This is a genomic window from Scandinavium lactucae (assembly GCF_033843265.1).
Taxonomy (GTDB): Bacteria; Pseudomonadota; Gammaproteobacteria; order Enterobacterales; family Enterobacteriaceae; genus Scandinavium; species Scandinavium lactucae.
In genome coordinates this window covers 47,040-71,049 of the sequence record NZ_JAWXRD010000030.1, presented here as the reverse complement: position 1 = coordinate 71,049, position 24,010 = coordinate 47,040, and the positions used below count along the sequence as shown (strand labels likewise).

The 24,010-nt window shown below is 54.7% G+C and carries 21 protein-coding genes, 1 pseudogene and 1 riboswitch; of the genes and pseudogenes, 12 read left to right on the top strand and 10 right to left on the bottom strand.

Annotated elements, in window-relative coordinates; all coding sequences use genetic code 11:
* Positions 1–10: 10 nt before the first annotated feature.
* From SIK69_RS12410 to SIK69_RS12400, 3 genes are all read right to left on the bottom strand, one after another.
* Positions 11–460: a hypothetical protein gene (locus tag SIK69_RS12410; RefSeq protein ID WP_319628955.1), complete on the bottom strand. Its 450-nt coding sequence runs from the start codon at positions 458–460 to the stop codon at positions 11–13.
* Between the two features lie 136 nt (positions 461–596).
* Positions 597–1,025, bottom strand: coding sequence for a GNAT family N-acetyltransferase (locus SIK69_RS12405; protein WP_319628956.1), 429 nt, complete (start codon positions 1,023–1,025; stop codon positions 597–599).
* Between the two features lie 66 nt (positions 1,026–1,091).
* On the bottom strand, positions 1,092–1,421 hold the full coding sequence (locus tag SIK69_RS12400; protein WP_319628957.1) for an RcnB family protein: 330 nt from the start codon (positions 1,419–1,421) through the stop codon (positions 1,092–1,094).
* A gap of 222 nt (positions 1,422–1,643) precedes the next feature.
* Between SIK69_RS12400 and SIK69_RS12395 the strand changes: the two genes are divergently transcribed.
* The 8 genes and pseudogenes from SIK69_RS12395 to SIK69_RS12360 all read left to right on the top strand — a co-directional run bounded on the left by SIK69_RS12395 (position 1,644) and on the right by SIK69_RS12360 (position 11,608).
* Positions 1,644–2,555, top strand: a complete 912-nt coding sequence (locus SIK69_RS12395; protein WP_319786198.1) for a LysR family transcriptional regulator — start codon at positions 1,644–1,646, stop codon at positions 2,553–2,555.
* A 693-nt stretch (positions 2,556–3,248) separates the two neighbouring features.
* Positions 3,249–4,214 (top strand): GGDEF domain-containing protein, encoded by a 966-nt coding sequence (locus tag SIK69_RS12390; protein ID WP_319786197.1) that lies wholly within the window; start codon positions 3,249–3,251, stop codon positions 4,212–4,214.
* Positions 4,215–4,272: 58 nt separating this feature from the next.
* Complete coding sequence (locus SIK69_RS12385) at positions 4,273–6,753, top strand: bifunctional diguanylate cyclase/phosphodiesterase (RefSeq protein ID WP_319786196.1); 2,481 nt, start codon at positions 4,273–4,275, stop codon at positions 6,751–6,753.
* Between the two features lie 27 nt (positions 6,754–6,780).
* Positions 6,781–9,378, top strand: coding sequence for a bifunctional diguanylate cyclase/phosphodiesterase (locus tag SIK69_RS12380; protein ID WP_319786195.1), 2,598 nt, complete (start codon positions 6,781–6,783; stop codon positions 9,376–9,378).
* A 233-nt stretch (positions 9,379–9,611) separates the two neighbouring features.
* Positions 9,612–9,938 (top strand): antibiotic biosynthesis monooxygenase family protein, encoded by a 327-nt coding sequence (locus tag SIK69_RS12375; protein WP_319786194.1) that lies wholly within the window; start codon positions 9,612–9,614, stop codon positions 9,936–9,938.
* Complete coding sequence (locus tag SIK69_RS12370; RefSeq protein WP_319628963.1) at positions 9,931–10,323, top strand: amino acid-binding protein; 393 nt, start codon at positions 9,931–9,933, stop codon at positions 10,321–10,323. The genes SIK69_RS12375 and SIK69_RS12370 overlap by 8 nt, the downstream gene beginning before the upstream one ends.
* Positions 10,324–10,325: 2 nt before the next feature.
* Positions 10,326–11,030: pseudogene (locus SIK69_RS12365) on the top strand (ArsR/SmtB family transcription factor).
* A gap of 29 nt (positions 11,031–11,059) precedes the next feature.
* Positions 11,060–11,608, top strand: coding sequence for a GNAT family N-acetyltransferase (locus SIK69_RS12360; protein WP_319786282.1), 549 nt, complete (start codon positions 11,060–11,062; stop codon positions 11,606–11,608).
* A 47-nt stretch (positions 11,609–11,655) separates the two neighbouring features.
* On the opposite strand, the gene SIK69_RS12355 is transcribed toward SIK69_RS12360, so the two are convergent.
* Positions 11,656–14,073: a DUF3772 domain-containing protein gene (locus SIK69_RS12355; protein WP_319786193.1), complete on the bottom strand. Its 2,418-nt coding sequence runs from the start codon at positions 14,071–14,073 to the stop codon at positions 11,656–11,658.
* 183 nt (positions 14,074–14,256) lie between these two features.
* A riboswitch (TPP riboswitch) is annotated at positions 14,257–14,353 on the top strand.
* A gap of 35 nt (positions 14,354–14,388) precedes the next feature.
* On the opposite strand from SIK69_RS12355, the gene thiM reads away from it, so the two are divergent.
* Genes thiM through SIK69_RS12340 form a run of 3 tightly spaced genes read left to right on the top strand, consistent with a single transcriptional unit; the run spans position 14,389 to position 16,747 of the window.
* The gene (gene thiM / locus SIK69_RS12350; protein WP_319786192.1) at positions 14,389–15,168 is read left to right on the top strand and encodes a hydroxyethylthiazole kinase; all 780 of its coding nucleotides are present in this window, start codon (positions 14,389–14,391) and stop codon (positions 15,166–15,168) included.
* The gene (gene thiD / locus SIK69_RS12345; RefSeq protein WP_319786191.1) at positions 15,165–15,965 is read left to right on the top strand and encodes a bifunctional hydroxymethylpyrimidine kinase/phosphomethylpyrimidine kinase; all 801 of its coding nucleotides are present in this window, start codon (positions 15,165–15,167) and stop codon (positions 15,963–15,965) included. Before thiM ends, thiD begins: the two co-directional genes overlap by 4 nt.
* A 35-nt stretch (positions 15,966–16,000) precedes the next feature.
* Positions 16,001–16,747, top strand: coding sequence for a GntR family transcriptional regulator (locus tag SIK69_RS12340; protein WP_319628970.1), 747 nt, complete (start codon positions 16,001–16,003; stop codon positions 16,745–16,747).
* Here SIK69_RS12340 and SIK69_RS12335 read toward each other — a convergent pair.
* The 3 genes from SIK69_RS12335 to SIK69_RS12325 are packed head-to-tail and all read right to left on the bottom strand — an operon-like array spanning position 16,721 to position 19,955.
* Positions 16,721–17,674: a PfkB family carbohydrate kinase gene (locus SIK69_RS12335; RefSeq protein WP_319786190.1), complete on the bottom strand. Its 954-nt coding sequence runs from the start codon at positions 17,672–17,674 to the stop codon at positions 16,721–16,723. The two genes, SIK69_RS12340 and SIK69_RS12335, sit on opposite strands and share 27 nt — an antisense overlap.
* Positions 17,668–18,675: an ADP-ribosylglycohydrolase family protein gene (locus SIK69_RS12330; RefSeq protein ID WP_319786189.1), complete on the bottom strand. Its 1,008-nt coding sequence runs from the start codon at positions 18,673–18,675 to the stop codon at positions 17,668–17,670. Before SIK69_RS12330 ends, SIK69_RS12335 begins: the two co-directional genes overlap by 7 nt.
* Complete coding sequence (locus SIK69_RS12325) at positions 18,672–19,955, bottom strand: nucleoside permease (RefSeq protein WP_319628973.1); 1,284 nt, start codon at positions 19,953–19,955, stop codon at positions 18,672–18,674. The genes SIK69_RS12330 and SIK69_RS12325 overlap by 4 nt, the downstream gene beginning before the upstream one ends.
* A 249-nt stretch (positions 19,956–20,204) precedes the next feature.
* Here SIK69_RS12325 and fbaB point away from each other — a divergent pair, with 249 nt between their 5' ends.
* The gene (gene fbaB / locus SIK69_RS12320; protein ID WP_319786188.1) at positions 20,205–21,254 is read left to right on the top strand and encodes a class I fructose-bisphosphate aldolase; all 1,050 of its coding nucleotides are present in this window, start codon (positions 20,205–20,207) and stop codon (positions 21,252–21,254) included.
* A 47-nt stretch (positions 21,255–21,301) separates the two neighbouring features.
* Here the strand turns inward: fbaB and yegS are convergent, their stop codons facing one another.
* From yegS to SIK69_RS12305, 3 genes are all read right to left on the bottom strand, one after another.
* A complete protein-coding gene (yegS, locus tag SIK69_RS12315; RefSeq protein ID WP_319628975.1) occupies positions 21,302–22,201 on the bottom strand; it encodes a lipid kinase YegS in 900 nt (299 codons plus the stop codon).
* A 209-nt stretch (positions 22,202–22,410) separates the two neighbouring features.
* On the bottom strand, positions 22,411–22,623 hold the full coding sequence (gene cspE, locus SIK69_RS12310; protein ID WP_022647355.1) for a transcription antiterminator/RNA stability regulator CspE: 213 nt from the start codon (positions 22,621–22,623) through the stop codon (positions 22,411–22,413).
* A gap of 353 nt (positions 22,624–22,976) precedes the next feature.
* Complete coding sequence (locus tag SIK69_RS12305; RefSeq protein ID WP_319628976.1) at positions 22,977–24,005, bottom strand: alpha/beta hydrolase; 1,029 nt, start codon at positions 24,003–24,005, stop codon at positions 22,977–22,979.
* Positions 24,006–24,010: the final 5 nt, after the last annotated feature.

Genomic DNA, 24,010 nt, shown 5'->3' with positions numbered 1-24,010 from the left:
GTGGCTTTTTTTATGCGATAGGCTGCAACCCCTGCGGGGTGTTCAGCCAACGCGGGGCCAACATGGTATCGGTCATAAAACAGGTCAGTTCATAGAGCAGGCCCTGCAATGTTTCCTCCACGCTCAGGCTCAGCGGATTACCCGAGAGCAGATGGCTCAGCGCCAGACAATACTCACACAGCAACTCCGTTTCGGTATCCATCACCGGCTCGGTACTGGGCATCTCGTTGACGGTGAACTGGGCGATGAGGTTATCGGGGATCGGGTCGAGCAGCGTGGGTTGAAGCTGCGTCAGGCACTCGTGCAGACGCTGATACAGCTCATGCTGGGTCTGCATATGCTCAGCTTCCAGCGCGCTGGCGGCAAGATTTTCGCAGTGCTCTGCCACCTCGGTAAAATCGGTTTCAGGCTCGACGTTGACGAAAAGTAAAGGGTGAGTCCAGACGGCGGTCGCTTCCATGATGATGTCTCCAGAATTAAACAATGGCTGGTTATTTATACAGTGCATTGTAATCCCTGAGAGGAGGCTGACAAGGACTATTCCCGGAAGGAGCCTCTCAAAATTGAATGAAAAAATGTAACGCGGGGGCGGGGGTTTATCTGTTTAAACGGAAATGCAGTAACCAGTAGTCGCCATCCGGGGAAGCCCCGCGCGCTTCGGTATGCCAGCCATGATGATGATAAAAATGCAGCGCGGACGCGTTTTGGATAAGACATTTCAGCGCGCCGGTGCTGGTAAAGGTGCTTTGCACCTGTTTGAGCAACGCAGTACCCACGCCGTGGCCTTGCCAGTCAGGACTGACAAACAGATTATGCAGAAAGTTATCGCTTTCCCGGACCGAGGCGAAACCCACGCGATGACCGTCAATTTCCGCAACCCACACTTGCTCATTAAGCGTCGCGGCATCAAAGTCTTCGAGTTGCCAGTCGCTGCTGTCGGCCCACCGCCAGCTGATTTTACGGGCTCGCAGGTACAGGGTACGCAGAAAAGGACGGTCAGAGGGGAGTCCTGGGCGGATGATCATAATGCCTCCAGACAGTGGCAGAAAACACCGTGAGCGCCAGAGAAACGCTCACAGTTCTCAACGGTATTAACGATGGTAGAAAATTTCGCCGTCGTAAATTTTGCTAATTTTGCCGTCGGCATCGCCAATCAATACGTAGTTCCCGCCCATGTAGGTCCAGTGGGTACCTGCATCCGGCGCAGGCAGATTACGCAGCTGCCATTGTTTGATGTTGTATTCTTCGGTGAGATACATTGCCGGGACGGTATCCCCAACGGTGAAATGGGTGAAATCAGCAATGAATTCTTTCAACTCATATTTCTGGATCCCGGAAGTCGCCACCGTTGCTGGTGCAGCGGATACCGCACCTGCTGTCGCCAGCAGTACGCCCAGAAGCATCATTTTTGTTTTACGCATACCTTCTCCACACATCCTTTGACTCGATAGCCTGGACATAAATTTACCGCCCCGTATCATTCACGAAGCACGTACCTGCTGGCAAGCACTTTACGGGCTAAAAAGTGTAAGCAAACCTCGAAAGAATACCGCTAAAGCCTGCGTCTGACGCCGATGTCAGGGTTTTTGAGACGATTCCGGTTTTCGCGTTGACCCGGTGAAAGTGAACGTCAGGAGAGAGAAATGCTCAGACTGGAAGATCTGAACTTGTTTGTCCGCGCAGCAGCGCAGGGCAGTTTCAGCGAAGCCGCGCGTGAAGCGGGCATTCCGCCCGCTCAAGTGAGTGCGGCGATTAAACGGCTGGAAACGCAGCTCAACATCCGGCTTTTTGCCCGTTCGACCCGCAGCCTGCGCTTAACCCCGGAGGGCGAAACCTGGCTTCCGTTTGCCACCCAGATGCTCGACACCCTTCAGGCGGGTTTACAGAAGATTCAGGCCCCGGAAGATGAGGTCCGCGGCACATTACAGATTGCGGTGCCGTCTGACCTTGGACGCAACCTGCTGCTGTCGGTTTTCCAGGATTTTCGCCGTCGCCATCCGGCGCTGCGGCTGCGCATATTGTTTTCCGATAGCCGCACTGACGTATTTAAAGATCCGGTGGATGTCGCGTTTCGCTACGGCACTAACGACGATGCGTCGTTTATTTCGCTGCCGGTGGCGGCGGAAAACCGGCGGGTGCTGGTCGCCTCTCCCGACTGGATAGCGCGTCACGGTGAACCGCAAACCCCACAGGAGTTACAGACGCAAAACGCTTTAACCTATGTGCTACGCGGTCGGATCTTCGATCGCTGGACACTCTTTCATGCCGGAGAACGCCATGAATTCCCGGTGACCGGCAGCATTATGAGCGATGATGCAGAGGTCATTCGTCGGTTGGCAATTGCCGGAGAAGGAATCGCCAATAAATCCTGGCTCGATGTCAGCGAGGATATCGCCGAGGGGCGATTGAGGATGATTCTGCCGCAGTATCAGGGTGACAGCGTGCCCCTGAATATGATTTGCCCGCACCGCAAGCAGCTCTCGGTAGCGGTACGCTTACTGTATGATGCGGTGAGAGAAAAGTGCGCCACCATTCTGCATCAGTTGCCTAAATGACCCCTTCGTGCTGGCGTGTTTTATCGGCCAGCACCGACCTGTTATTTACCGCGTTACGTATCCGATAGTACAAATTCATATTTAAAACAGTGCCGACTTCTATTTTCAGCGTCGAGGTGATATTTATTTTTGGAAGCCTTTAGGTTTGTGATAATCGGGGATTATGATTATCCTACTAATGCCAGACTGTCTATATCAGGCGGCCATCCTTTATTAAGCTAACGATAAATGCATAAATTGACTATTCATCCTTCAGAAATACTGAAGGAGGAAAATACGCTATTGAATACCGTCACGCTCATCGCGACGACGCTAGCGTTGTATCTTGCGGGCAGGGCGTTACAGCAGGAAGGACACCTGGCGCTGTTCTGGCCAATGAACGCGGTGCTGGTCGGGATATTTATCCGAAATGAATTTTTTAATCGCACTTATTATTATTCGATCTGCCTGCTGACTTTATTGCTCTGGAGCGTCTGTCGCGTAACGTTCACAATCGAAACAGTCTTGACTCTTTTTTCTAACATTGGTTTTGTGGCGCTATTAACGTATTTGATTTTGCGCGAAAAAAGGAACGGTGCGGAATATCTAAAAATAAATGTTCTGCGCCTTTTTGTTTATTGTCTGCTGTGCGCGGTAATATTTTCTGCTCCTGGAGCCTATGGCTTTTCACTGGACAGCGGCCAGTCGTTTTGGATGCTGTACCCGATTTGGCTGAGTGAGTCTTTTTCTACCAGCGTGCTGATCCTGCCCTTCGCCTTGACCTGTACGGGGGTAATTTTACCGAAGCAGTTTGGTCTGCGTCAGATGATGCCCTTGGGTCTGTTGATATTGTCGATGTGTCTATCGGCAATCAGTGGCGGCATTGGCAGTTTGTCGATGATCTTACCCGCGCTGGTGTGGTGCGCGCTGAGCTATTCCCTGCCTGCGACCTGTCTGTTGACGATGTTGACCGGTACGGCGGAAGTACTGATGGTGGATGCGCACTGGGTGCATAACGGTTTGTCCGGGAACCTTACGCAGATATTTTCCGCCCGAATGGGCATTGCCTCGATTGCCGTCAGCCCGGTGATTGTGGCGGTCAGCGTGCTGGCGATCAACAACCTGGTCAAACAGCTTTCCGCCCGCGCCAATTACGATTATCTGACCCAGGTCTATTCGCGTTTCGGCTTGTATGAACAGCTTAAAGCCCATGAGAAAAAGCCAAACGCTACGCCGCTGAATGTGCTGCTGCTGGATATCGACCACTTCAAGCACATTAACGACACCCACGGCCATGACTGTGGCGATACCGTACTGGCAGAATTTGCCCGCCGGGTGACGCAGATTGTGGGCGCACAGGGCCTGGTGGCGCGCATGGGCGGCGAGGAATTTGCCGTCGTTATGCCAGATGCCTGCGGCGGGAACGGCTATCGCCTGGCCGAAAAAATTCGCGCCGAAATTGAACACATGCAGGTGGAATGGGATGGCGACACACTGTCGCTCACCGTCAGCATTGGGCTAAGCCACGGCCAGGCCGCACGCCGACAACTGGTGGATGTCTTTGACCGGCTGCTGTCAGAGGCCGACAGCTATCTGTATCAGTCGAAAAAGTCAGGGCGTAATCGTACCTGCGCTTCGCCATCTCTGATGGACAAACAGCCGGTGTCGTTTGCCTCCTGAGGCCACGGCACCCTTTAATTTACCCGATCTCTTTAGAGTTTATTCAGACACCCAATTTATGGAAAAGTCTTCCCAGAAAGCTTACCCCTTCACCTTGCTGAAAAGCGTCATGCTTATTGTGCTGGTTGCACTACTGCTCATGATCCTGCTTGCCTCTGGGTTGCTGAACTATCAGTCCCGTCATGCCGGCAACCAGCTGAATCAGCAGTTGTTGAACAGCCAGAGCGCGATGGCGCAGCACCAGCTGGAAGACTTTCTGGATAACCCGCATCGGCTCAGTCACCTGATGCAGCAGTATCTGGAGGGCGGGAAAGGTGGGATCAACGCCGACACAATCCGGCCTGAACTGGTGTCTCTCGGTTCCCGCGCTTTCAATGATGTTCCGGCGCTGCAAAGTTTCTCCTGGGCCGATGCGGACGGCACCTTAGTTTCTGTGACCCGCAATAGTGATACCGGTCGTGTTTATCTGCAACAAACCGCCGCCGAGGATCTGATGCGGTTGGTAAGCTACAGCGGCCTCAGCGAACAAAGCAATATTGTTCATACTCGTAACAATTTTGACGTACGCCGTCAGCCGTGGTTTATCAAGGCTCAGCATCAGCGTAACCCGTGGTGGACCACTGAGACCAGCGCTCAGGGGGGGATTGCGGTCTATCATCTGCCGATTTATACCCAACACGGCGAGTTTGCCGGGGTCATTTCCAGCGCTATTTTACCGCGGAAAATGAACGGCTATCTGGCACAGCTTTTACCTGGCAATGATTACGCCCTTCTCATTGTGGACAACCGCCAACAGGTGGTCGCCCATTCCGATAACGCACCGGAAATCGGCAAATTGCCCGCTTCGCTTATCCATCAGGAAGAGGATAGCCGCGAAGGCAAAGTCAGGGTTTTCAGTGTCGAAGATAAACATTATCTGTCCACGGTCTTTGATGTTAAGGACCGGGAATATTTACTCAAATGGCATGCGGTACTGATAGCTCCGCGTCAGAGCACGTTCGCCACCACGCATCAACTACATCTGATGATTTCGCTGAGCTGCGTGATCGTGTTTTTACTGCTGATGGCGGTGCTCAGCCTGGTCATTCTGCGTTTTACCGGTTCGCTGAAAGAGACGGTCGGCAAGGTCAAACAGATTGGGTTCACGCCATGGATAAAAGTGTCGAAAAAACGTCTGTTCCCGGAGATGGTCGCCCTGAATGAAGCGCTCTTACGGGTGTCCGAATTCAGCCCATCGTTCGCCGCCCGCACCCATCTGGAAGAGGATGCAGAGACTGGGTTCCTGACGCTGGGCGGCTTGAAGCAGCTACCCGCGCTGTACGATAACCGTAATCTGCTGGCGATGCTCAAGGTCAGCAATTTTGACGCGGTCAAAAATGCGCTCGGTAGCGTGCTGGCCAAAGAATTCATTCAGTATTTTGCCGAACGTCTGCGCGCCATTCTGCCGGAAGGCGCACTCTGCTGTCGCGATCGCGAGGACACTTTCATCATTGCCTTTGCGGGTAACTTTGAAAGCAAAGACGTGGCGTGGTATCGCTCAATTATTTCATCGGTGTTCCGCATGAACTCAAGTGAAATAGCGGGGGAATCGCATATTTTCACCGGACATGCGGGAATGATTATCGCGCCGCTGAGCAAAGAACATTTCAGCGAATGCCTGCGTAACGTCAGCCTGGCAGTCCAGCATGCACAGAGTCAGCACAACGGCGATTGCGTATTGTTTACCCCGGCGATGCGTGAGGAAGAAGTGAACAACCTGCGCCTGCATCAGGCGTTGCGCGACGACCTACAGGCCGAAGGTTTCCATCTGGTACTACAGCCGATTGTGCCTTATGACGATCCGGCGCAGTGCAAAGAAGGCGAGTGCCTGATTCGCTGGCAGTCCAACGTGCTCGGTTTCGTGCCGCCGGACCGCTTTATCGCCCTGGCTGAACATACCGGGATGATCGTCCCGCTGGGGAAATGGATTATTGATACTGCCTGCCGCGAGCTGGCGACATTCATTGCCCGCGGTGCGCCGACGGATTTCAAACTGCACGTCAATATTTCGGCGGTACAGCTGCAACAGCCTGATTTCGCCCGCCACTTGCTGGAATGCATTCATCGCTACGAACTGGCTAACAGCAATATTTGCATTGAAATCACCGAGAGCGTGCTGCTGCATGACACGCATCGAATTGTCGAGGTCCTTGCCTATTTGCGTCGGCTGGGAATTTCAGTGGCGATTGATGATTTTGGCTCGGGCTATTCCAGCCTCTCTTACCTGCATTCGCTGCCGTTCGACTGTCTGAAAATCGATCGGGGATTTGTCCGTAACGTGCTGGAGGATAAGAAAAGTGAAGCAGTGATCGCCTCCGTACTGATGCTGTCCCAAAGCTTTAATGTGCCGCTGGTGGCAGAAGGTGTGGAAACGGCAGAAATGGCCGCCAAACTGCGTGAAATGGGATGCGACCTGGCACAGGGATATTATTACTCACGACCAAAACCATTTGCCGATTTTGTCGCGGTCGATGGCCAGTTTGTTGTGCGACCAGAATAACCCGCAGACCGGAAATTGAGGCGCACTATGCAAATCCTTAAACAACAATTTTCCGTCAAGGCATATCCCCTGTCGCTGACGAAAACCATCTTGCTGACGCTGACGGCAACGTTCTTCGTGGTGCTGGTCACCATGTACACGTTTTTGCATTTTGAGGGCTATGCGTTTCTCGACACCATCAGTGAGACTATCCTGAATGCGAAAAAACAGACCCTCGAGCGCACAATCAACAATTACATTAATGTTCCGCAGCAGTCGAATGCAATCGTGGTTAACGCCATTGGCCGTGAAGATGTGAACACCCTCGCGGTACGTGATTTATCGGGCTTGCTCATTAATAATATCAGTAACGTATTCTCCGAACGCGACTATCTCGACATGGTCGAATTTGGCAGCATTAACGGCGATATCATTGGTGTTTCTCATGACCGTTTACAGGAAAATTATCTGGTCGTGAAGGATGCCGGTACCGATAACAAACTCATGTTCTTCAGCGATTTCAGCCAGGACACCCGGGTTGAAAAAGTGATTACCCACTTTGATACGCCATCACGCGAATGGTACAAATCCGTCGATGCGGATCGCCGTTCGCACTGGAGCCGACCGTTCCGCGACTACGACGACTCGCTCACGGCGGGCATCGCCTGGAGCTCACCAGCCTTCGATCGCCACGGTCAGTTCGCGGGCGTGGTCGCCAGCGAGCTGCACTTCTCCGAGCTTAACAACAATCTGCAACAGTTTAAGCCGTTCCCGGAAAGCATCCTGCTGATTGTGAATGAGAAAAATGAACTGGTGGCCTCATCCGATCCGGCGTTGACCCAAAAGATGTTTACCGCCACAAGTCATAAACTGAATTTGCAAACCCTGGCGCAGACCGGCGTGCCAGAGATTGTCGAAGCCAACAAAGCGCTGGAGAAACAAAACACTCCCGGCATGCTGTCGATTCGGGTGCATGACAAACCTTTCTATGTCGACACCTTTGCGGTACAGGGTCAGGAGTCTCAGCTGAACTGGAAAGGCGTGATTATTAGCCCGGCGACCGCGATTACTCACGATATTCTTCGTTATGGGCTGCTTGTGATGCTTGTGCTGTTTACCGCCTGCGGCCTCGGGTTTCTTGCGGTGGGGTGGGTCCTTTCCCGCGCGACGCGACCGTTGCAGGAGATGGCCCGTAAAGCCGACGAACTGGTGACTCACCGCTGGACACCGTCGCCGGATAAACGCCACTTCCCCGAAATCGCCTCGCTGGAAACCACTTTTATGGCGTTGTCACATAAGCTCGCTGAAAGCTTTGAACTGCAACGGAAAAAGATTGAAGAAGATGAGACCACCGGGCTATGGACCCGCGCGGGTCTGGAACATAACCCGGCGCTGTATAAGCGGCGCAACATGGTTGGGCTTATCCACATCAGCAATATGTACAACATTGTTAATGTGCTGGGGACCGAGTTTGGTGACGTCTTTATCAACGAGTTCGTCTCGCGGCTGCGTGACTTACTGCCGAGTGAGACGCTGATTGCTCGCGACACAACGGACAAGCTGCTGGTTATCTTCCCAGGGCTGAACCAGCAAAAAGAGTATTTGCACTACCGCGACGTGCTGTCATCCCTGTTCAGGGGCGAGGCTAATGAACATCAGACCGCCGAGATAAAGTACGTCTATACCGGCAATGTCGGCATGATGCTCGAGACGCTGAGTGAAGAGAACTTCTCGAGCGTTCATCGTGGGGCAGGGATGGCGTTGCAGCAGGCCGAGGCGCTTGGAAACGGGGTGGTGACGCTCTTCACGCAGGAGATGTACGAGCAGGAGTTGTTCAACATCAAGCTTCATGCCCACCTGAACGATGCTATCCATCAGCAGGAGTTTCATCTGGTGCTACAACCGATTATCGATCAGTCCGATGAAACCCATTGCCGGGAGGGTGAGTGCCTACTGCGCTGGCATTCTGAAGCACTGGGCGACATTCCTCCGGCACGTTTCATTCCGCTGGCCGAGGAAAGTGGCCTGATTGTACCGCTGGGTAAATGGGTGATTGAGGAGGCCTGCCGTGAGCTGGCAGCCATGATTGCCCGCGGTGCGCCGCACGATTTTCTGCTACATATCAACGTCTCCGCTATTCAGTTGTTACAACAGGACTTTGCCTGGCATCTGATGGATACCGTGCGAACCAGTGGCCTGACCAACCGCAACATTTGTATTGAAATCACCGAAAGCGTGCTGATGCAGGACATGAAGCGCATCGGCAAAATGTTGGGTTATCTGCGCCGGCATGGGGTCTCTATCTCGCTGGATGACTTTGGTTCCGGCTTCTCCAGCCTGTCCTATCTGCACGCGCTGCCGTTCGACAGCATTAAGATCGACCGCAATTTTGTGATGGGCGTGATCGACGATGAAAAAGCGCAATCGGTGATCAATTCGCTGATCGTCCTGGCCAGCGGTTTTAACGTGCCGCTGATCGCCGAAGGTATCGAAGATGAGGCTGTGAAGCTGAAACTTAAATCTCTCGGCTGTGATAAAGCGCAGGGCTACTACTTCCGCCGCCCATCGGCGTTCTCCACCTTCCACTGCGAAGCGGGGGCGTTCTACTATCAGCCAACTGCTGCACGGGAAGAAGAATCGGTCTGACGATCACCCCTTTACTTTCACTTCTGCTAAAAAAATGAAGGACCTGTTCATCCGGAGTCCTTCTTAATGACAGCATCCTAGACTTTCATCGACACCGTTCCCTCCGTGGACGATTTCTGCCGTTTACGCGAGATTGCGGACCTGTCGCCACGTCTGGATACTTCGTTCCTCAACGAAGTATCCGTTTTTCTGTTCGTTATAGTCCTCGTTAATACCACCACCGAGGCTATAACATGATTGCTGTACTTTTCGAAGCGACCCTTTCCCCTCAAAAGCAGGACCACTATTTTTCGCTGGCCGCGCAACTTAAACCCTTCCTGACAGAGGTGGAGGGATTTATCTCGATTGAGCGATTTGAGAGTCTTACCACGCCTGGCAAAGTTCTTTCACTCTCATGGTGGAAGGATGAACAGGCAGTGTTAGCCTGGAAAAAAAACATGATGCACCAGCAGGCCCAGGCGGAGGGGAGGGCGTCGGTCTTTGCCACTTATCAAATCCGTGTGGCGAAACTCATTCGTGAATATTCGTTCACTGCGCAAGAGGGGATTCATCATGAATGATGTTCACGTTATTTTGGATAATACACCTGGCCAACTTGCGCTGTTAGGCATTACGCTTGGCGAACAGGGCGTGGGCCTGGAAGGTGGTGGCGTCTTTACGGTCGGGGATTGCGCCCATGCCCATTTTCTTGTCGATGATGGTCAGAAGGCCAGAACGGTACTGGAAAACGCCGGACTTGAAGTTGTCGCTGTTTGCACGCCGCTTATCCGCAAATTAAAACAGGAGCGACCCGGCGAGCTTGGCGCGATTGCGGCAACGCTTGCGCAGAATGGTATCGCCATTCTTACGCAATACAGCGATCACACTAACCGGTTAATTCTGGTGACGGACAATCCACATAAAGCTGCCCAGGTGACAAGGTCGTGGGCAGAAAACAGCAGGTAACCATGCACAAGCCCCAGGATGACACCGAGAATAACAGTGCGCTGGAATATTCGATGGCGAGCCTTGCTGCGGCGCTGGCAGATGCGTCTCGGGTGAAAATTCTGTGTGCCTTAATGGATGGCCGCGCGTGGACGGCAACGGAATTGGCTACCGTGGCGGATATCTCCGCCTCCACGGCCAGTGCTCATCTTGCTCGGTTGCTGCAAAACAACCTGATTTCATGTCTATCTCAAGGGCGACATCGTTATTACCGTCTGACGGGCAGCGATGTCGCTAAACTACTCGAACAGCTGATGGGCCTGTCAGGAATAAGTCACCCTTCACCGATCGTTCGTACCCCTGTTTCACTCAGAAAGGCGCGAACCTGCTACGACCATCTGGCGGGTGAGGTTGCTGTCAGGCTGTATGATTCACTGGTAAAAAAGGGCTGGCTGCAAGCGGATGGTACCGCGCTCACCGAAACCGGACGCGATCATTTTTCCCGGCTGGGCATTGCGCTTGGTGATGAGAGCAAACGGAAAGCGTGTTGTGCCTGCCTTGACTGGAGCGAACGGCGATATCATGTTGGTGGTAGTGTGGGGGCCGCGCTGCTTCTGCATTGTCAGTAGAAAGGATGGTTAACTCGCACCCCGGGATACCGTGAGGTGGCAGTTACCCCGTCGGGGAAACTGGCGTTGCGCACACTTTTTGACGTGATAACGGATTAGCACCTAACTAATTGTTAAGAGGGACAATGATAACGACACCGGAAATCATCACGTCGAGGCTTATTCTCCGACCGCTGTGTTCAGAAGACGCCATACAAATTCAGCGCAAATTCCCGCGTTGGGAAATCGTAAGATATCTGATCGCTTCCGTGCCGTGGCCGTTCCCCGATGGCGCGGCGCAGCACTATGTGGATAACGTGGCACTGGAGGCCAGTCGAAACGGTAAAGGCTGGTTTTGGTCGCTGCGTCACAAGGATAACGATCAGGAACTGATTGGCGTGATTTCGTTAATGGATCTGCCGGATAACAACCGTGGTTTCTGGCTGGTGCCGGAGTTTCAGGGGCAAGGGCTCATGAGCGAAGCCTGCGAGGCGGTGAATCATTTCTGGTTTGAAACGTTGGGTAAAGAAGTGCTCAGAGCGCCGAAAGCGGCGGTGAATGACCGCTCCCGACAGCTTTCCAGCCGCAGCGGTATGCGTCTGGTCCGTACGGAAAAAGCGCAATACGTTTCGGGTGAACTGGATTCAGAACTGTGGGAGATCACGCGTGAAGAATGGCGACGTCTGGCGCGGGAGTGAAGCGTGTTTATAAAAATTAAGGGCCACCGCCAGGGTGGCCCTGTGAATTATTCCTCGGTCACCGGTTTAGGCGGCTGTTCGAGGATCATCGTTTGTGTCTGGCTCAGGCTAATATTCGCCTCGCGTAACATTTTAAGAATTTCATACAGCAGATCACTACGCGTTGAACTGACCATGCGCGGGCTATTCACATAACCCGTTACGCTAAGCACAATCCCGTTCGGCCCTAACTCCTTGAAGCTGACCGATGGCGCGGGAGCTTCCAGAATAGATTCGTGTAGGGTGTAGGCCATCAGCAACAGGTTACGCACCTGTTCAGGATCGATATCCAGCGGGAAGGTCAGGGTAATGGTCGCCACGCCTTGCGCATTCCCCATGGTGGCGTTACGTACGTTCTGCGATATCAGCTGCGAGTTAGGGACGATCACCGTCGATTTATCGCTGAGCTGTATCTCCGTGGCGCGGACGTTGATCCGCCGAATATCCCCCTCGACGCCGCTGATACTCACCAGGTCGCCCACTTTGACCGGACGTTCGGTCAGCAGGATCAGACCGGAGATAAAGTTTTTCACAATCTCCTGCAAACCAAAACCGATACCTACCGACAGGGCACTGACAATCCACGCCAGCTTGTTCCATTCGATGCCGAGCATAGACAGCGTCAGCATGATGATCAGCACATAGCCAACGTTGGTGAATAGCGTGACCAGCGACGCTCGTAGGCCACGATCCATCATGGTTTTTGGCAGGAAGTCGTTATCCAGCCAGCGACGGATGGAGCGTAAGACGTACCAGCCAATCACCAGACACAGGAACGCATTCAGAGCATGCGCCGGAATAATACTGACGCCACCGATACCTTCACCGCCCCAGATATCGACAATTTTTTTCAATAACTCCACCGGGGTGGTGGTGCCGAACGTCCCGTTGAGCAGCGCGATGGCGGCCATCAACAACAGCGAGGTTTTCCCGACCGCCGAGAACAGCGTGGCGGCGAGGGACAGGTGACGATCGTTAAGGCTCAGGGTACTTTTGAGAATTTTACCGCTTTGGGTGGACGGGGAGAACACGCTGTCGCAGAGATCGACCACGAAATGAATGAGCAGATACAGACAGCTGACCACCAGGCCAATCCACAGCAGTTCAAAGGTGACAAAGCGGGCCAGCGGGATATAACCGATCAGCAGCGCACCCAGAATCACCACCGCCGTCAGGCTGATCACCAGATGAATCAGACCCGCAATCGTTGAGCGCGCTTCGGTTTGTTCACCCTCGGCGCGCATTTTGCGGCGCATTCGGTTCACACGTACCGGCGCTATCAGACAGTTCAGCGCCACCAACAGGGCCGACAATCCGTTGCCAAACAGGGTGGCGGCGATGCTGGTCCCGACCAGGGCGTTGAGCTGCTCGATGATGCCAAAGATGAAGATAGACGTCGCCAGCAGGACCGGGAACGAGCCGAGTGTTTTCGCCAGCGAATCGGCAATCCCCGGCAGACGCCAGGAAGGGTGATTGTTCGACAGCAAGGCAATCCCAAGCCCGGCGATGATCGCCGAGAAATAGGTCAGCTCGACCAGCTGATCGGCAAATTCCAGCACCGGCTGAGCGGTATCCGGTAACCGTGTGAAGATATAAACCAACAGCTGCATGCTGATGCCCAGCGTAAACATCGTGCTGAGCGTGGTGAAACAGGCGAGAAAACTGCGACGGAATCGACCCTGCGGCAACCAGCGCGGCAGGATCCAGCCAACGGGTTTATCTAATGCTTTGCGTCCAAACAGGCCAATAACCAGCGCCAGTAACAGATAGAATCCGGAACCCGCACGCCACTCTTCGCTCCATGCCTGGCTCCAGGCATCACTAACCTGTGAACCAAAAGCATCAAAGCGTGCGGCATCTTTCTCGGCCGGATTAATCAGCGGGGACCAGAACTTCTGCCCGAGAATACTGCCAGTGTTCAGCGCAATTTGGGTTTTCAACGCATCACGGCGTAAACCAAAGATTTGAGCAGACAAGTTCTGCGCACCCACACCGATGGCTTTGGTTTGCTCAATCTGGGTGGTGAGAAGTGTTTTGCTGTTATTGAGCTGCTTACGCTGGCTAACGACCTGCGGGGTTTCCGTCAGCGTGCCGGGGGCAGGCGGTGGGCCAAGGACATCCAGCTGAGCCTGAACCTGTGCCAGTTGCGGGGCCAGTGCCACGGCGAGCTTGTCGGCATCGCTAACCAGCTGCTGGGCTTCATCGTTCAGCGCCGTGAATTGCTTATCCACCTTCGCGGTAGAGACCTGTTGCTTCAGCGCATCCAGACGTTTTTGCAAAGCGGGTAACGCGATGTTGGCATTAACCTTTACCGGTTGTTCAACATCGGGTTGCGCCTGGCTATCATCCGCCTGGGCCAGAAACGGCGTCAGCATAAAACACGACAGCAATGCCAGCAGTAGCGGCACTTTACACATTTTTCGCATACAAAGATGTACCTGGGAGTTCAGTAAACACGGGGCCTGAGCCTGATCGGCTTAGGATACCTGTTATTTGTGAAAATCGTATCAGGGAAATCTGTGTTAAGAGGCAAATGTCAGAAGGCGGGTTGGTTGGCTTGCTTCAACAAACAACTTCCCCTAACCTTGCTGGCGGTAACCTAATGGTTACCAAATGACTCGGGGTGCCCTTCTTTGTGAAGGCTGAGAAATACCCGTACCACCTGATCTGGATAATGCCAGCGTAGGGAAGTCAGAGACCCGCGCAGGGTATCGCTTCTTACCAGCTGGCAGGAGCGAACTATGCCACCTGACCTGCTTAACTCCGTGCAGCTCGCGCACACTTCACATCTTATTCGTACCCGTTCGCCGCTGGTTCACTGCATGACTAACGATGTGGTGCAAACCTTTACGGCGAATGTGTTGTTGGCGATCGGTGCGTCACCGGCGATGGTGATTGATGCCGTTGAAGCCCCACAGTTTGCCGCGCTTGCCGATGCATTGTTGATCAATGTCGGTACGCTGACGCAATCCCGTGCGGCGGCGATGCGAACCGCGGTGGAAAGTGCAAACGCCAGCCATAAACCCTGGACGCTCGACCCGGTCGCAGTGGGGGCGCTCATGTTGCGGACAGAATTTTGCCAGCAGCTGTTGTCACTTCAGCCTGCTGCTATTCGTGGCAACGCCTCTGAAATTCTCGCATTGGCGGGTATGAGTCGCGGCGGGCGCGGCGTGGATACTACCGATACCGCTGCCACCGCGCTGCCTGCCGCCCAGGCCTTGGCGCGTCAAATTTCTGCCGTTGTGGCGGTCACCGGTGAGGTAGATTACGTCACCGACGGGCGGCGCACGGTGAGGGTTACCGGCGGTTCCTCGTTGATGACCAAAGTGGTCGGCACCGGCTGCGCGCTTTCGGCGGTGGTAGCGGCGAGCTGTTCGCTGCCGGGCGACAGGCTCGATAACGTCGCGGCGGCCTGCGGATTAATGAAACGAGCAGGCGGGGTAGCGACCGAAATCAGCACCGGGCCGGGCAGCTTCGTGGCGGCATTTCTGGATGCGCTGTATGCGGAGGGCCAGGCATGAAGCGGATTAACGCGCTCACCATTGCAGGCACGGACCCAAGTGGTGGGGCCGGGATTCAGGCGGATCTCAAAACGTTTTCGGCACTCGGGGCCTACGGCTGCTCGGTGGTCACCGCGCTGGTGGCGCAGAATACCCGGGGCGTGCAGTCGGTGTATCGCATCGAACCCGATTTTGTCGCCGCGCAGCTGGACTCGGTGTTTAGCGATGTGCGCATCGACACCACTAAAATCGGCATGCTGGCAGAAACGGACATCGTTGAAGCCGTGGCCGAGCGTCTGGCACATTATCACATCACTAATGTGGTGCTCGATACGGTGATGCTGGCGAAAAGTGGCGATCCGCTGCTGTCAGCGTCGGCGATCGCTACGTTGCGTAAGCGCTTGTTGCCGCAGGTGTCACTTATTACTCCCAATCTGCCGGAAGCCGCGGCGCTGCTGGATGCGCCTCACGCGTGTAATGAAAAGGAAATGCTCGAGCAGGGCCGGGCGCTGCGGGCCTTGGGCTGCGAGGCGGTGCTGATGAAGGGCGGTCATCTGGAAGACGCCGAAAGCCCGGACTGGCTGTTTACCCACGAGGGCGAAATGCGTTTTACCGCGCCGCGCGTGCTGACCAAAAATACCCATGGCACCGGCTGTACGCTGTCGGCGGCCTTAGCTGCATTGCGTCCGCGCTATAACAGCTGGCGGGAAACGGTGCCGCAAGCCAAAGCCTGGCTGTCGGCGGCGCTGGCACTGGCGGACTCGCTGGAGGTCGGGAGCGGCATCGGGCCGGTGCATCATTTTCACGCATGGTGGTAGTATACTGACTGAAACTTTTCGCCAGGAAACCAGAGATGGAACAAGCGCATACCCGGCTTCTCGCGCAACTGAACGAGCGCATCGCTGCCGCCGATAACACGCCGCTATACCTGAAATTTGCCGAAACGGTAAAGAACGCGGTGCGCAGCGGTTGGCTGGAACATGGCAATATTTTGCCCGGCGAGCGTGATCTGAGCCAGCTTACCGGCGTGTCGCGCATTACTGTGCGCAAGGCGATGCAGACCCTGGAAGATGAAGGCGTGGTCACGCGGGCGCGTGGCTATGGCACCCAGATCAACAACATCTTTGAGTATTCCCTGAAAGAGGCGCGTGGTTTTTCCCAGCAGGTGGTGTTGCGCGGCAAAAAACCGGACACGCTGTGGGTCAACAAGCGCGTGGTGGAATGCCCGTCGGAAGTGGCCGAACAGCTGGCACTGGAGCCGAAAAGCGAGGTTTTCTTGCTTAAGCGTATCCGCTATGTGGATGAGGAGGCTGTGTCGATTGAGGAGTCGTGGGTGCCGTCGCATCTGATTAAGGATGCCGACGACATCGGGATTTCACTGTACGACTATTTTCGCAGCCAGCATATTTACCCCCAGCGGACCCGGTCACGCGTCAGCGCCAGGATGCCGGACGCTGAGTTCCAGACGCACATTAAAATGGATGACAAAATCCCGGTGCTGGTGATTAAGCAGGTGGCGCTGGATCAGCAGCAGCAGCCGATTGAGTACAGCATCAGCTACTGCCGCAGCGATTTATACGTGTTTGTATGCGAGGAGTAATTCGTCGCGAGTGGGAGCGCAGTCGCCGCCGCGGTGACTGACTACCCAGGATGCGACCGCATTCCCCAGCGTGACCGCTTCCGCCAACGACCATCCTGAGGCCAATCCTGCCAGCACACCGCCTGCGTGGCTGTCGCCTGCGCCGATGGTGTCGACTACCGTGGTCGGGAAGGCCGCAGCCTGGCCAGATGCCGCCTCACTGAAATACCACGCGCCGTCCTTATCCTGGCGCACTATCAGCGGTGCCTGCCAGCGTTCAAGCCAGGCTTTGCCTAACGATTCAACATCGATGGGAAACGACTGCTGTTCGGCAACAATGTCGGCTTCCTGGCGATTCAGCGTGATAAGCGGTTTGCAGGCCATGATCCGCGCGAACAGTGCCGGAGGCAGATCCGCAATACGCGGGCCAAAGTCGATCAGCGCCGTCACGCCGGGGGATGCTTCCAGCCAGCCAATCAGCCGTTCGGCGCAGGGGGCGGTAAGCTGATAGCCGGAGAGGTAAACCAGGCCGTCAGTGTGCCGCGGCAGACGCGCCAGCCAGTCGTCGTCCCAGGCATTTTCCACCCCGGTAAACGACATGAAGGTACGCTCCCCGTCCGGTTCGACCAGCGCCAGACACCAGCCGTTGTCACCCTTGTCGGTTTCAATCAGGCTGTGAATGCCCTGGCGAGTCAGGTTGTTGCGCACGATATCGGCCCATACGCCCTGGCCGAGTGGCAGGGCGTTACAGGATTCTATGCCGAGACGTTTCAGTGCCACCGCCACGTTCAGCGCACAACCGCCAATATTGACGCTCTGCTGCTGTAATTCGATGTCACAGCCGCGCCAGGGCAGGGCGTAGGCGTCGGCGATGACGTCAATCACCGCCGAACCGATGACCGTTACCGGGTGCTGCTGCCGGAGCTGGCTCAGTTTGTCATTCAGCATTGTTCCTCCCGCCGTTGGCGATAGTGCAGCAGGGCGGTGGCGTAGCGGTCAAAGTCGAGCTGGTTCACCGCGTCGAGTTCCTGTTTCAGCGCAGGGTTTATCCCATCGATACCGTGCAACGCCCCGCAGATGGCGGTGGCCATCGCGCCGATGGTGTCGGTGTCGCCGCCCAGATTGGCGCACAAAATGGCGCAGCGGTTGGGGTCGGTACCTGCCAGATCGACCATCGCAATCGCGCAGGCTACGGATTCAAGGGTACTGGTGCCTGCCCCGACCAGCTGATAAAGCTGTTCGCTGGCGGATTCCACGCCGTGGGCTTCGCGAATGGTTTTCAGCGCCAGCTCAATACGCATTGAGAGCGACGCATTGAAGGTGGTCACCCGTTTTTCCTGGGCCTGACGGGCGACGGTGGGCAGGGCATCGACGATGTTCTGCCAGCTTTCGCCATCTACCGCGCGGGAGACGGCCCAGCCAATCACCACCGCGCCAGCCAGAGCGAGGTCGGATTTGTGCGTCGGGCTGGAAGCCAGCGCCACTGCATCAATAAACGCATCGAGGTTGGCAGTCGGCAGCATGCAGCCCAGCGGGGAGACGCGCATCGCTGCCCCGTTGGTGACGCCATTGTTTTCCAGTTCGCTGACCGGTTTTCCATCGCGAATGGCGTTCAGCGCTATTTTCGAGGTCGGGCCGAGCACGTTTTTATTGAACGCGTCGAAGCCTTCGGCCCACGCCAGAATGTGGCGGCCAATCACGTCCGGCACGATCTCGCCGTCGCATTCGATAATCGCATCGGCCAGGCACAGCGCCATCGAGGTATCGTCAGTAAATTCCGCGCGGTTGAAATAGCAGGCGGCATTGTTCTCCGCCGGGCCTGGCAGGAAACGGTCAATCCAGCCGAAGTGTGCTTTTACGCGCGAGCGCGGCCACAGTTCTGATGGCATCCCCATCGCATCGCCTAACGCCTGGCCGTACAGGGCCCCGAGAATTCGTTGGTATTTCATTTCACTTCCTCATGTGTCATCGCCATGTCGCGCGCGTCGCTATCGACGGGGATGGCGGTAATTTCTCTGTCCGATTCACGGAAGAACAGCATAAACAGCACGGCAATCACGGCGATCATCACCGCCCCGAAGGTCCACATCCCGGCCCAGTTGAAGGTCAGACCGTTGACCGGCGTTTTGTAGGCGAACATTTTCTCCATCATTACGCCGCCCAGACGGTAGCCGAGCAGGCTGCCGAAGCCCTGACAGCACAAGGTAATCAGCCCCTGCGCGGCGTTGCGCATTTGCACCGGCGCTTTTTTATCCACGTAGATGTAGGCGGTGACATAGTAAAAATCGTAGCTCACGCCGTGCAGCAGAATACCGAGGAAAAGCAGGCCGTAGGTAAAGTAATGCTCTGCGCCGCCATAGACAAAAAAGCCGTAGCGAATGGCCGCGGTCACCAGACCTAATAATAATACCTTTTTAATACCAAAGCGCTTGGTGAAGAACGGCAGTGCCAGCATAAAGAAGATTTCGGAGAATTGGCCGAGGGTCATCCAACCGGTGGCGTTATGCATCCCGACTTCGGTCAGATAGCCGTTGGCAAAGATGTAGTAGAACGCCAGCGGCATTGCGAACAGGAACGAGCAGAAGAAAAAGACGAGGAAGTTTTTGTCGCGCAGCAGCACCAGCGCGTCCAGACCGAGCATGACTTTCAGACTCATTTTACCGGTACTTTTTGGCGGCGTATCCGGCAGGAACAGCGCGAAAACGCCCAGTAACGCCGAGCTGGCAGCGGTGATAAGCAGCGGAATGCGGGTCGGAGAAATATCGCTATAACCCAGCATTTGCGGCAGGAAACCGCACACCAGGCCGGAGCCTATCCAGCCTATGGTACCCATCACGCGAATGCGCGGGAAATCGCGTTCGACGTCCGGCACGTGGGAAAAAGCGATGCTGTTGGTCAGGGCGATGGTCGGCATATAGGTCAGCGAGTAGGCCAGTAGTAACGGGAAGAAGCCGTGGAAGGTGGTCTGCTGCGCGGCGAAGTACATCAAGATCGCCCCGGCAAACATCAATATTGCCAATACTTTCTGCGCCGGAAAGAAGCGGTCAGTCAGCGAGCCGACCAGGATGGGCGAGAGGATCGCCGCGATGGCAGTACAGGCATACGACCAGCCGATTTCCCCGGCGCTGAAGCCATTTTTGCTCAGCCATAACCACAGAGGCACAAACCATGCCCCCCAGATAAACCACTCCACGAACATCATGAACGACAGCTTCACTGTAGTTTTTATCTTTAAATCCTTCATGACAGGTAAGGTACGCCTGCACACTACCATTTGATAATACCTTTTAAATACCTTTGCGGTGATTCCATGAGCGACTTAACACTTTTTCGTACCTGAATCGTGCCAGCGGAATGTGCTTAAAAGCGCACAAATGGGCTGGCAAAATCGCGCTCAGAAGACCAGGCTTAGGGTTGCCTTAAACATGGGCACAGGACATTCATGCCAGCGCCGCTGGCACTTACGGGAGTTATCACTATGACTGATATTGCGCAGTTGCTTGGCAAAGACGCCGACAGCCTTTTACAGCATCGTTGCATGACCATTCCGTCCGGACAGCTCTATCTTCCCGGCCCTGATTATGTCGATCGCGTGATGATTGACAATAACCGTCCCCCGGCCGTGCTGCGGAACATGCAGACCCTGTACAACACCGGGCGTCTGGCGGGCACCGGCTATCTCTCTATTTTACCGGTAGACCAGGGCGTTGAGCACTCTGCGGGGGCCTCATTTGCCGCTAATCCGCTCTATTTTGACCCAAAAAACATTGTTGAGCTGGCGATTGAAGCCGGCTGTAACTGTGTGGCTTCGACCTATGGCGTGTTGGCGAGTGTGTCGCGCCGCTATGCGCACCGTATACCCTTCCTTGTGAAGCTCAATCACAACGAGACGCTTAGCTATCCGAACACTTTTGACCAGACGCTGTACGCCAGCGTTGAGCAGGCCTTCAACATGGGCGCGGTGGCGGTCGGGGCGACCATTTATTTCGGTTCTGAAGAGTCGCGCCGCCAAATTGAAGAGATCTCCGCCGCGTTTGAACGCGCGCATGAACTGGGCATGGTGACGGTTCTGTGGGCCTATCTGCGTAATGCTGACTTTAAAAAAGATGGCGTGGATTATCACGTCTCCGCCGACCTGACCGGTCAGGCCAACCATCTGGCGGCGACCATTGGGGCCGATATCGTGAAGCAGAAAATGGCGGAGAATAACGGCGGTTACAAGGCGGTGAACTTCGGTTATACCGACGAGCGCGTTTACAGCAAGCTGACCACCGAGAACCCGATCGATCTGGTGCGTTACCAGCTGGCAAACTGCTATATGGGCCGTGCAGGGTTGATTAACTCTGGCGGGGCTGCAGGGGACAATGACCAGGTCGACGCCGTTCGCACCGCAGTTATCAATAAACGTGCGGGCGGGATGGGCCTTATTCTGGGCCGTAAAGCGTTCAAGAAATCGATGGCCGAGGGCGTGAAGTTGATTAACTCGGTGCAGGACGTGTATCTGGACGAGAACGTTACCATCGCCTGATGGTCGTCATAACCAAAAAGCCTCCTGAATCAGGAGGCTTTTTGTTATCAGCGCAATAAAGGACAACCCGGCGGCAGACGGCATTCCAGGGCGTGTGGCAGGGTTTCGATCCGGAATTCCCGTCCGCTCATCGGTTCTCCGTCAAGATTAAAGGTGATGTCGTGCGGGGCGGTGATTTCAAACCATGACGATACGCCATCAATCAGGTTTGGGCTCTCTTCCGGGCGGGAGAGGGTGGTAAACAGGGCTGGGAGCAGTTCCTCACCGGTGAAAATACGCAGGTGTAACAGCCCGTCATTGATTAAGGCATCCGGGCAAAGCTGCTGCCCGCCACCCGCCTGACGCCCGTTACCAATCCCAATCACCAGCGCGTCACCCTGCCAGTGGAAATTTTCACCGCGAATTTCACAGCGGTCGGCTTTCAGGGTATCCATGCGCATCAGGCCATGGATCAGATACGACACCCCGCCTAACGCTGCTTTCAGTTTCTCTGGCGTTTCGCTGGTGATCCGCGTCCCGAACCCGCCGGTCGCCATATTGATAAAGCAGGTTTTGTCGTTGACCCGCGCGATATCAATCGCCGTGGCGTTGCCTGCAATCGCCAGTTTCAGGGCTTTTTCGAGTTCATCCGGAATGCCGACGCTGGTAGCAAAGTCGTTAGCGGTGCCGAGCGGCAGAAGGCCGAGCGCCGGAATATAGCTGTTTTCGCACTGGATAATCGCGGTGGCGACTTCATTGATGGTGCCGTCGCCGCCGCCAGCGATCACCGTTGCCACGCCCAACCGGCAGGCTTCGTCCAGATAGCGCGCCGCATCGCCTTTCTCCCATGTCACGCGCACGTGGATTTCCACGCCGTCCTCACGCAACTGGTTTATGGCTTCGCGCAGTGCAGGTTCACCGGCACCTTTGCCATTTAAGATCAATAAGCTGGGAGGGAAGTCAGTCATCCTTTTTATCCAAATTATTCAACATGATAAAAAGTGTACCTTACTATCCTGACTTGTGCATGAGACCAGGCTGAAATAGGCGGGGGAGGGTCAAATTTTAGGCAATAAAAAACCCGCACTTGGCGGGTTCTTTTTATCATCAGTGGTTCTTAACTGCTCAGGCAGGTGCCTTCATCGCGGTTGTAAGGTACACTGATAATCAGCGCGGCTTACAGCGGGGATACGTTGCCAGCTGCTGGGCCTTTAGCGCCGTTTTCGATGGTGAAGGACACTTTCTGACCTTCATCCAGAGTTTTGAAGTTATCGCTCTGAATTGCAGAGAAATGTACGAATACATCTTTGCTGCCGTCGTCAGGAGTGATGAAGCCAAAACCTTTATCAGCGTTGAACCATTTTACTAAACCAGTCATTTTGTTAGACATAGATACTTCCTTAATTATTTGAGCCACGTAGTAAGGCGGCGATGAGGGTCTGTAATTAGAGACCTGTCTTATTTGGCACTTAGGAGGAGGCTCATGAAGGAGAGTATCTAACGATAACACCGAACTGAGGACTGCTTTACTAAAACTGCTTTCATAAGGTCTGTGTTCCAAACCGATGACGCTATTAAGACACAGCGAAATTAATTTAGCAACGTTTTATGTTTTTTATTTTAACCACTTAAACACCCGGATGGCTGAATGGCTGCACCCATCGTTGATTATTCAAGCACTTTCTTCTGCTGGCGCTTCGCTTAGCAGGCCTACAAACCATAGGCCTGCCACCGGGTGAATCGCTATTTCAGATTAGTTTTGAAGAAAGCGGTCAGCTTCTCAAACGGGATCAGGTCAGTGCGGTCATACAAATCAACATGCCCTGCGCCCGGAACAACATACAACTCTTTTGGCTGTCCGGCGCGTTGATAGGCATCTTCACTAAACTCTTTCGAGTGAGCCTGATCACCGGTGATAAACAGCATCGGACGCGGTGAAATGGTTTCGATATCGTTGAACGGATAGAAGTTCATAAACTTGCCAATGCTGCTCAGCAGGGGCTTAGTAGTCAGTTCTTCTTTCTCGCCCTGAGGGGTATAGCCGCCTCGCGCAGTGCGATAAAAATCAAAGAACTCACGCTGAATGGCTGGGGTCGAATCATCCAGTTTATTGACGGTTCCCGGAATGTACGCCTTCTCTGCGCCTTTATATTCGGCAAAACGCTGCTCGATTGCCGATTTGATAAACGCCTGACGCTGTTCTGGGGTTTGGGAATGATTCAGGCCATTTCGGAAAGCCGAGCCCATGTCATACATGCTGACGGTGGCAATCGCCTTCATGCGCGGATCGATTTTCGCTGCACTGATCACGAAGCTGCCGCTGCCGCAGATGCCCAGCACGCCGATCTTCTCGGGATCAACATAGGGCTGGGTGCTCAGGTAGTCGACCGCCGCGCTGAAGTCATCAGAATAGATTTCCGGCGAAATCAGATGACCCGGCTTTCCGTCACTCTCGCCCCAAAACGAGAGGTCAATCGCCAGGGTTACAAAGCCCTGTTCCGCCAGCTTTTGGGCATACAGATTCGAGCTTTGTTCTTTCACCGCCCCCATCGGGTGGCCGACGATAATGGCCGGATTTTTAACGGTCCGATTCAGTGTTTTCGGGATAAACAGATTGCCCACCACGTTCATCTGATACTGATTTTTAAACGTCACCTTTTGCTGAGTGACTTTATCGCTTTTATAGAAATTATCCGCGCCTTTTGACATGTCGGCTGCGGTGGCAGCGAATGAGCCGAGTAACAGCCCCAGCGCCAGGGTTATATTTTTCATGGCAT

Coding starts and splice junctions, on each gene's coding strand:
- SIK69_RS12410 (WP_319628955.1), bottom strand. CDS start 460: ATGGAAGCGACCGCCGTCTGGACTCACCCTTTACTTTTCGTCAACGTC.
- cspE (WP_022647355.1), bottom strand. CDS start 22,623: ATGTCTAACAAAATGACTGGTTTAGTAAAATGGTTCAACGCTGATAAA.
- SIK69_RS12355 (WP_319786193.1), bottom strand. CDS start 14,073: ATGCGAAAAATGTGTAAAGTGCCGCTACTGCTGGCATTGCTGTCGTGT.
- thiM (WP_319786192.1), top strand. CDS start 14,389: ATGCCACCTGACCTGCTTAACTCCGTGCAGCTCGCGCACACTTCACAT.
- SIK69_RS12390 (WP_319786197.1), top strand. CDS start 3,249: ATGCTGTACCCGATTTGGCTGAGTGAGTCTTTTTCTACCAGCGTGCTG.
- SIK69_RS12335 (WP_319786190.1), bottom strand. CDS start 17,674: ATGCTGAATGACAAACTGAGCCAGCTCCGGCAGCAGCACCCGGTAACG.
- yegS (WP_319628975.1), bottom strand. CDS start 22,201: ATGACTGACTTCCCTCCCAGCTTATTGATCTTAAATGGCAAAGGTGCC.
- SIK69_RS12305 (WP_319628976.1), bottom strand. CDS start 24,005: ATGAAAAATATAACCCTGGCGCTGGGGCTGTTACTCGGCTCATTCGCT.
- SIK69_RS12380 (WP_319786195.1), top strand. CDS start 6,781: ATGCAAATCCTTAAACAACAATTTTCCGTCAAGGCATATCCCCTGTCG.
- SIK69_RS12375 (WP_319786194.1), top strand. CDS start 9,612: ATGATTGCTGTACTTTTCGAAGCGACCCTTTCCCCTCAAAAGCAGGAC.
- fbaB (WP_319786188.1), top strand. CDS start 20,205: ATGACTGATATTGCGCAGTTGCTTGGCAAAGACGCCGACAGCCTTTTA.
- SIK69_RS12340 (WP_319628970.1), top strand. CDS start 16,001: ATGGAACAAGCGCATACCCGGCTTCTCGCGCAACTGAACGAGCGCATC.
- SIK69_RS12330 (WP_319786189.1), bottom strand. CDS start 18,675: ATGAAATACCAACGAATTCTCGGGGCCCTGTACGGCCAGGCGTTAGGC.
- SIK69_RS12405 (WP_319628956.1), bottom strand. CDS start 1,025: ATGATCATCCGCCCAGGACTCCCCTCTGACCGTCCTTTTCTGCGTACC.
- SIK69_RS12400 (WP_319628957.1), bottom strand. CDS start 1,421: ATGCGTAAAACAAAAATGATGCTTCTGGGCGTACTGCTGGCGACAGCA.
- SIK69_RS12370 (WP_319628963.1), top strand. CDS start 9,931: ATGAATGATGTTCACGTTATTTTGGATAATACACCTGGCCAACTTGCG.
- SIK69_RS12385 (WP_319786196.1), top strand. CDS start 4,273: ATGGAAAAGTCTTCCCAGAAAGCTTACCCCTTCACCTTGCTGAAAAGC.
- SIK69_RS12395 (WP_319786198.1), top strand. CDS start 1,644: ATGCTCAGACTGGAAGATCTGAACTTGTTTGTCCGCGCAGCAGCGCAG.
- thiD (WP_319786191.1), top strand. CDS start 15,165: ATGAAGCGGATTAACGCGCTCACCATTGCAGGCACGGACCCAAGTGGT.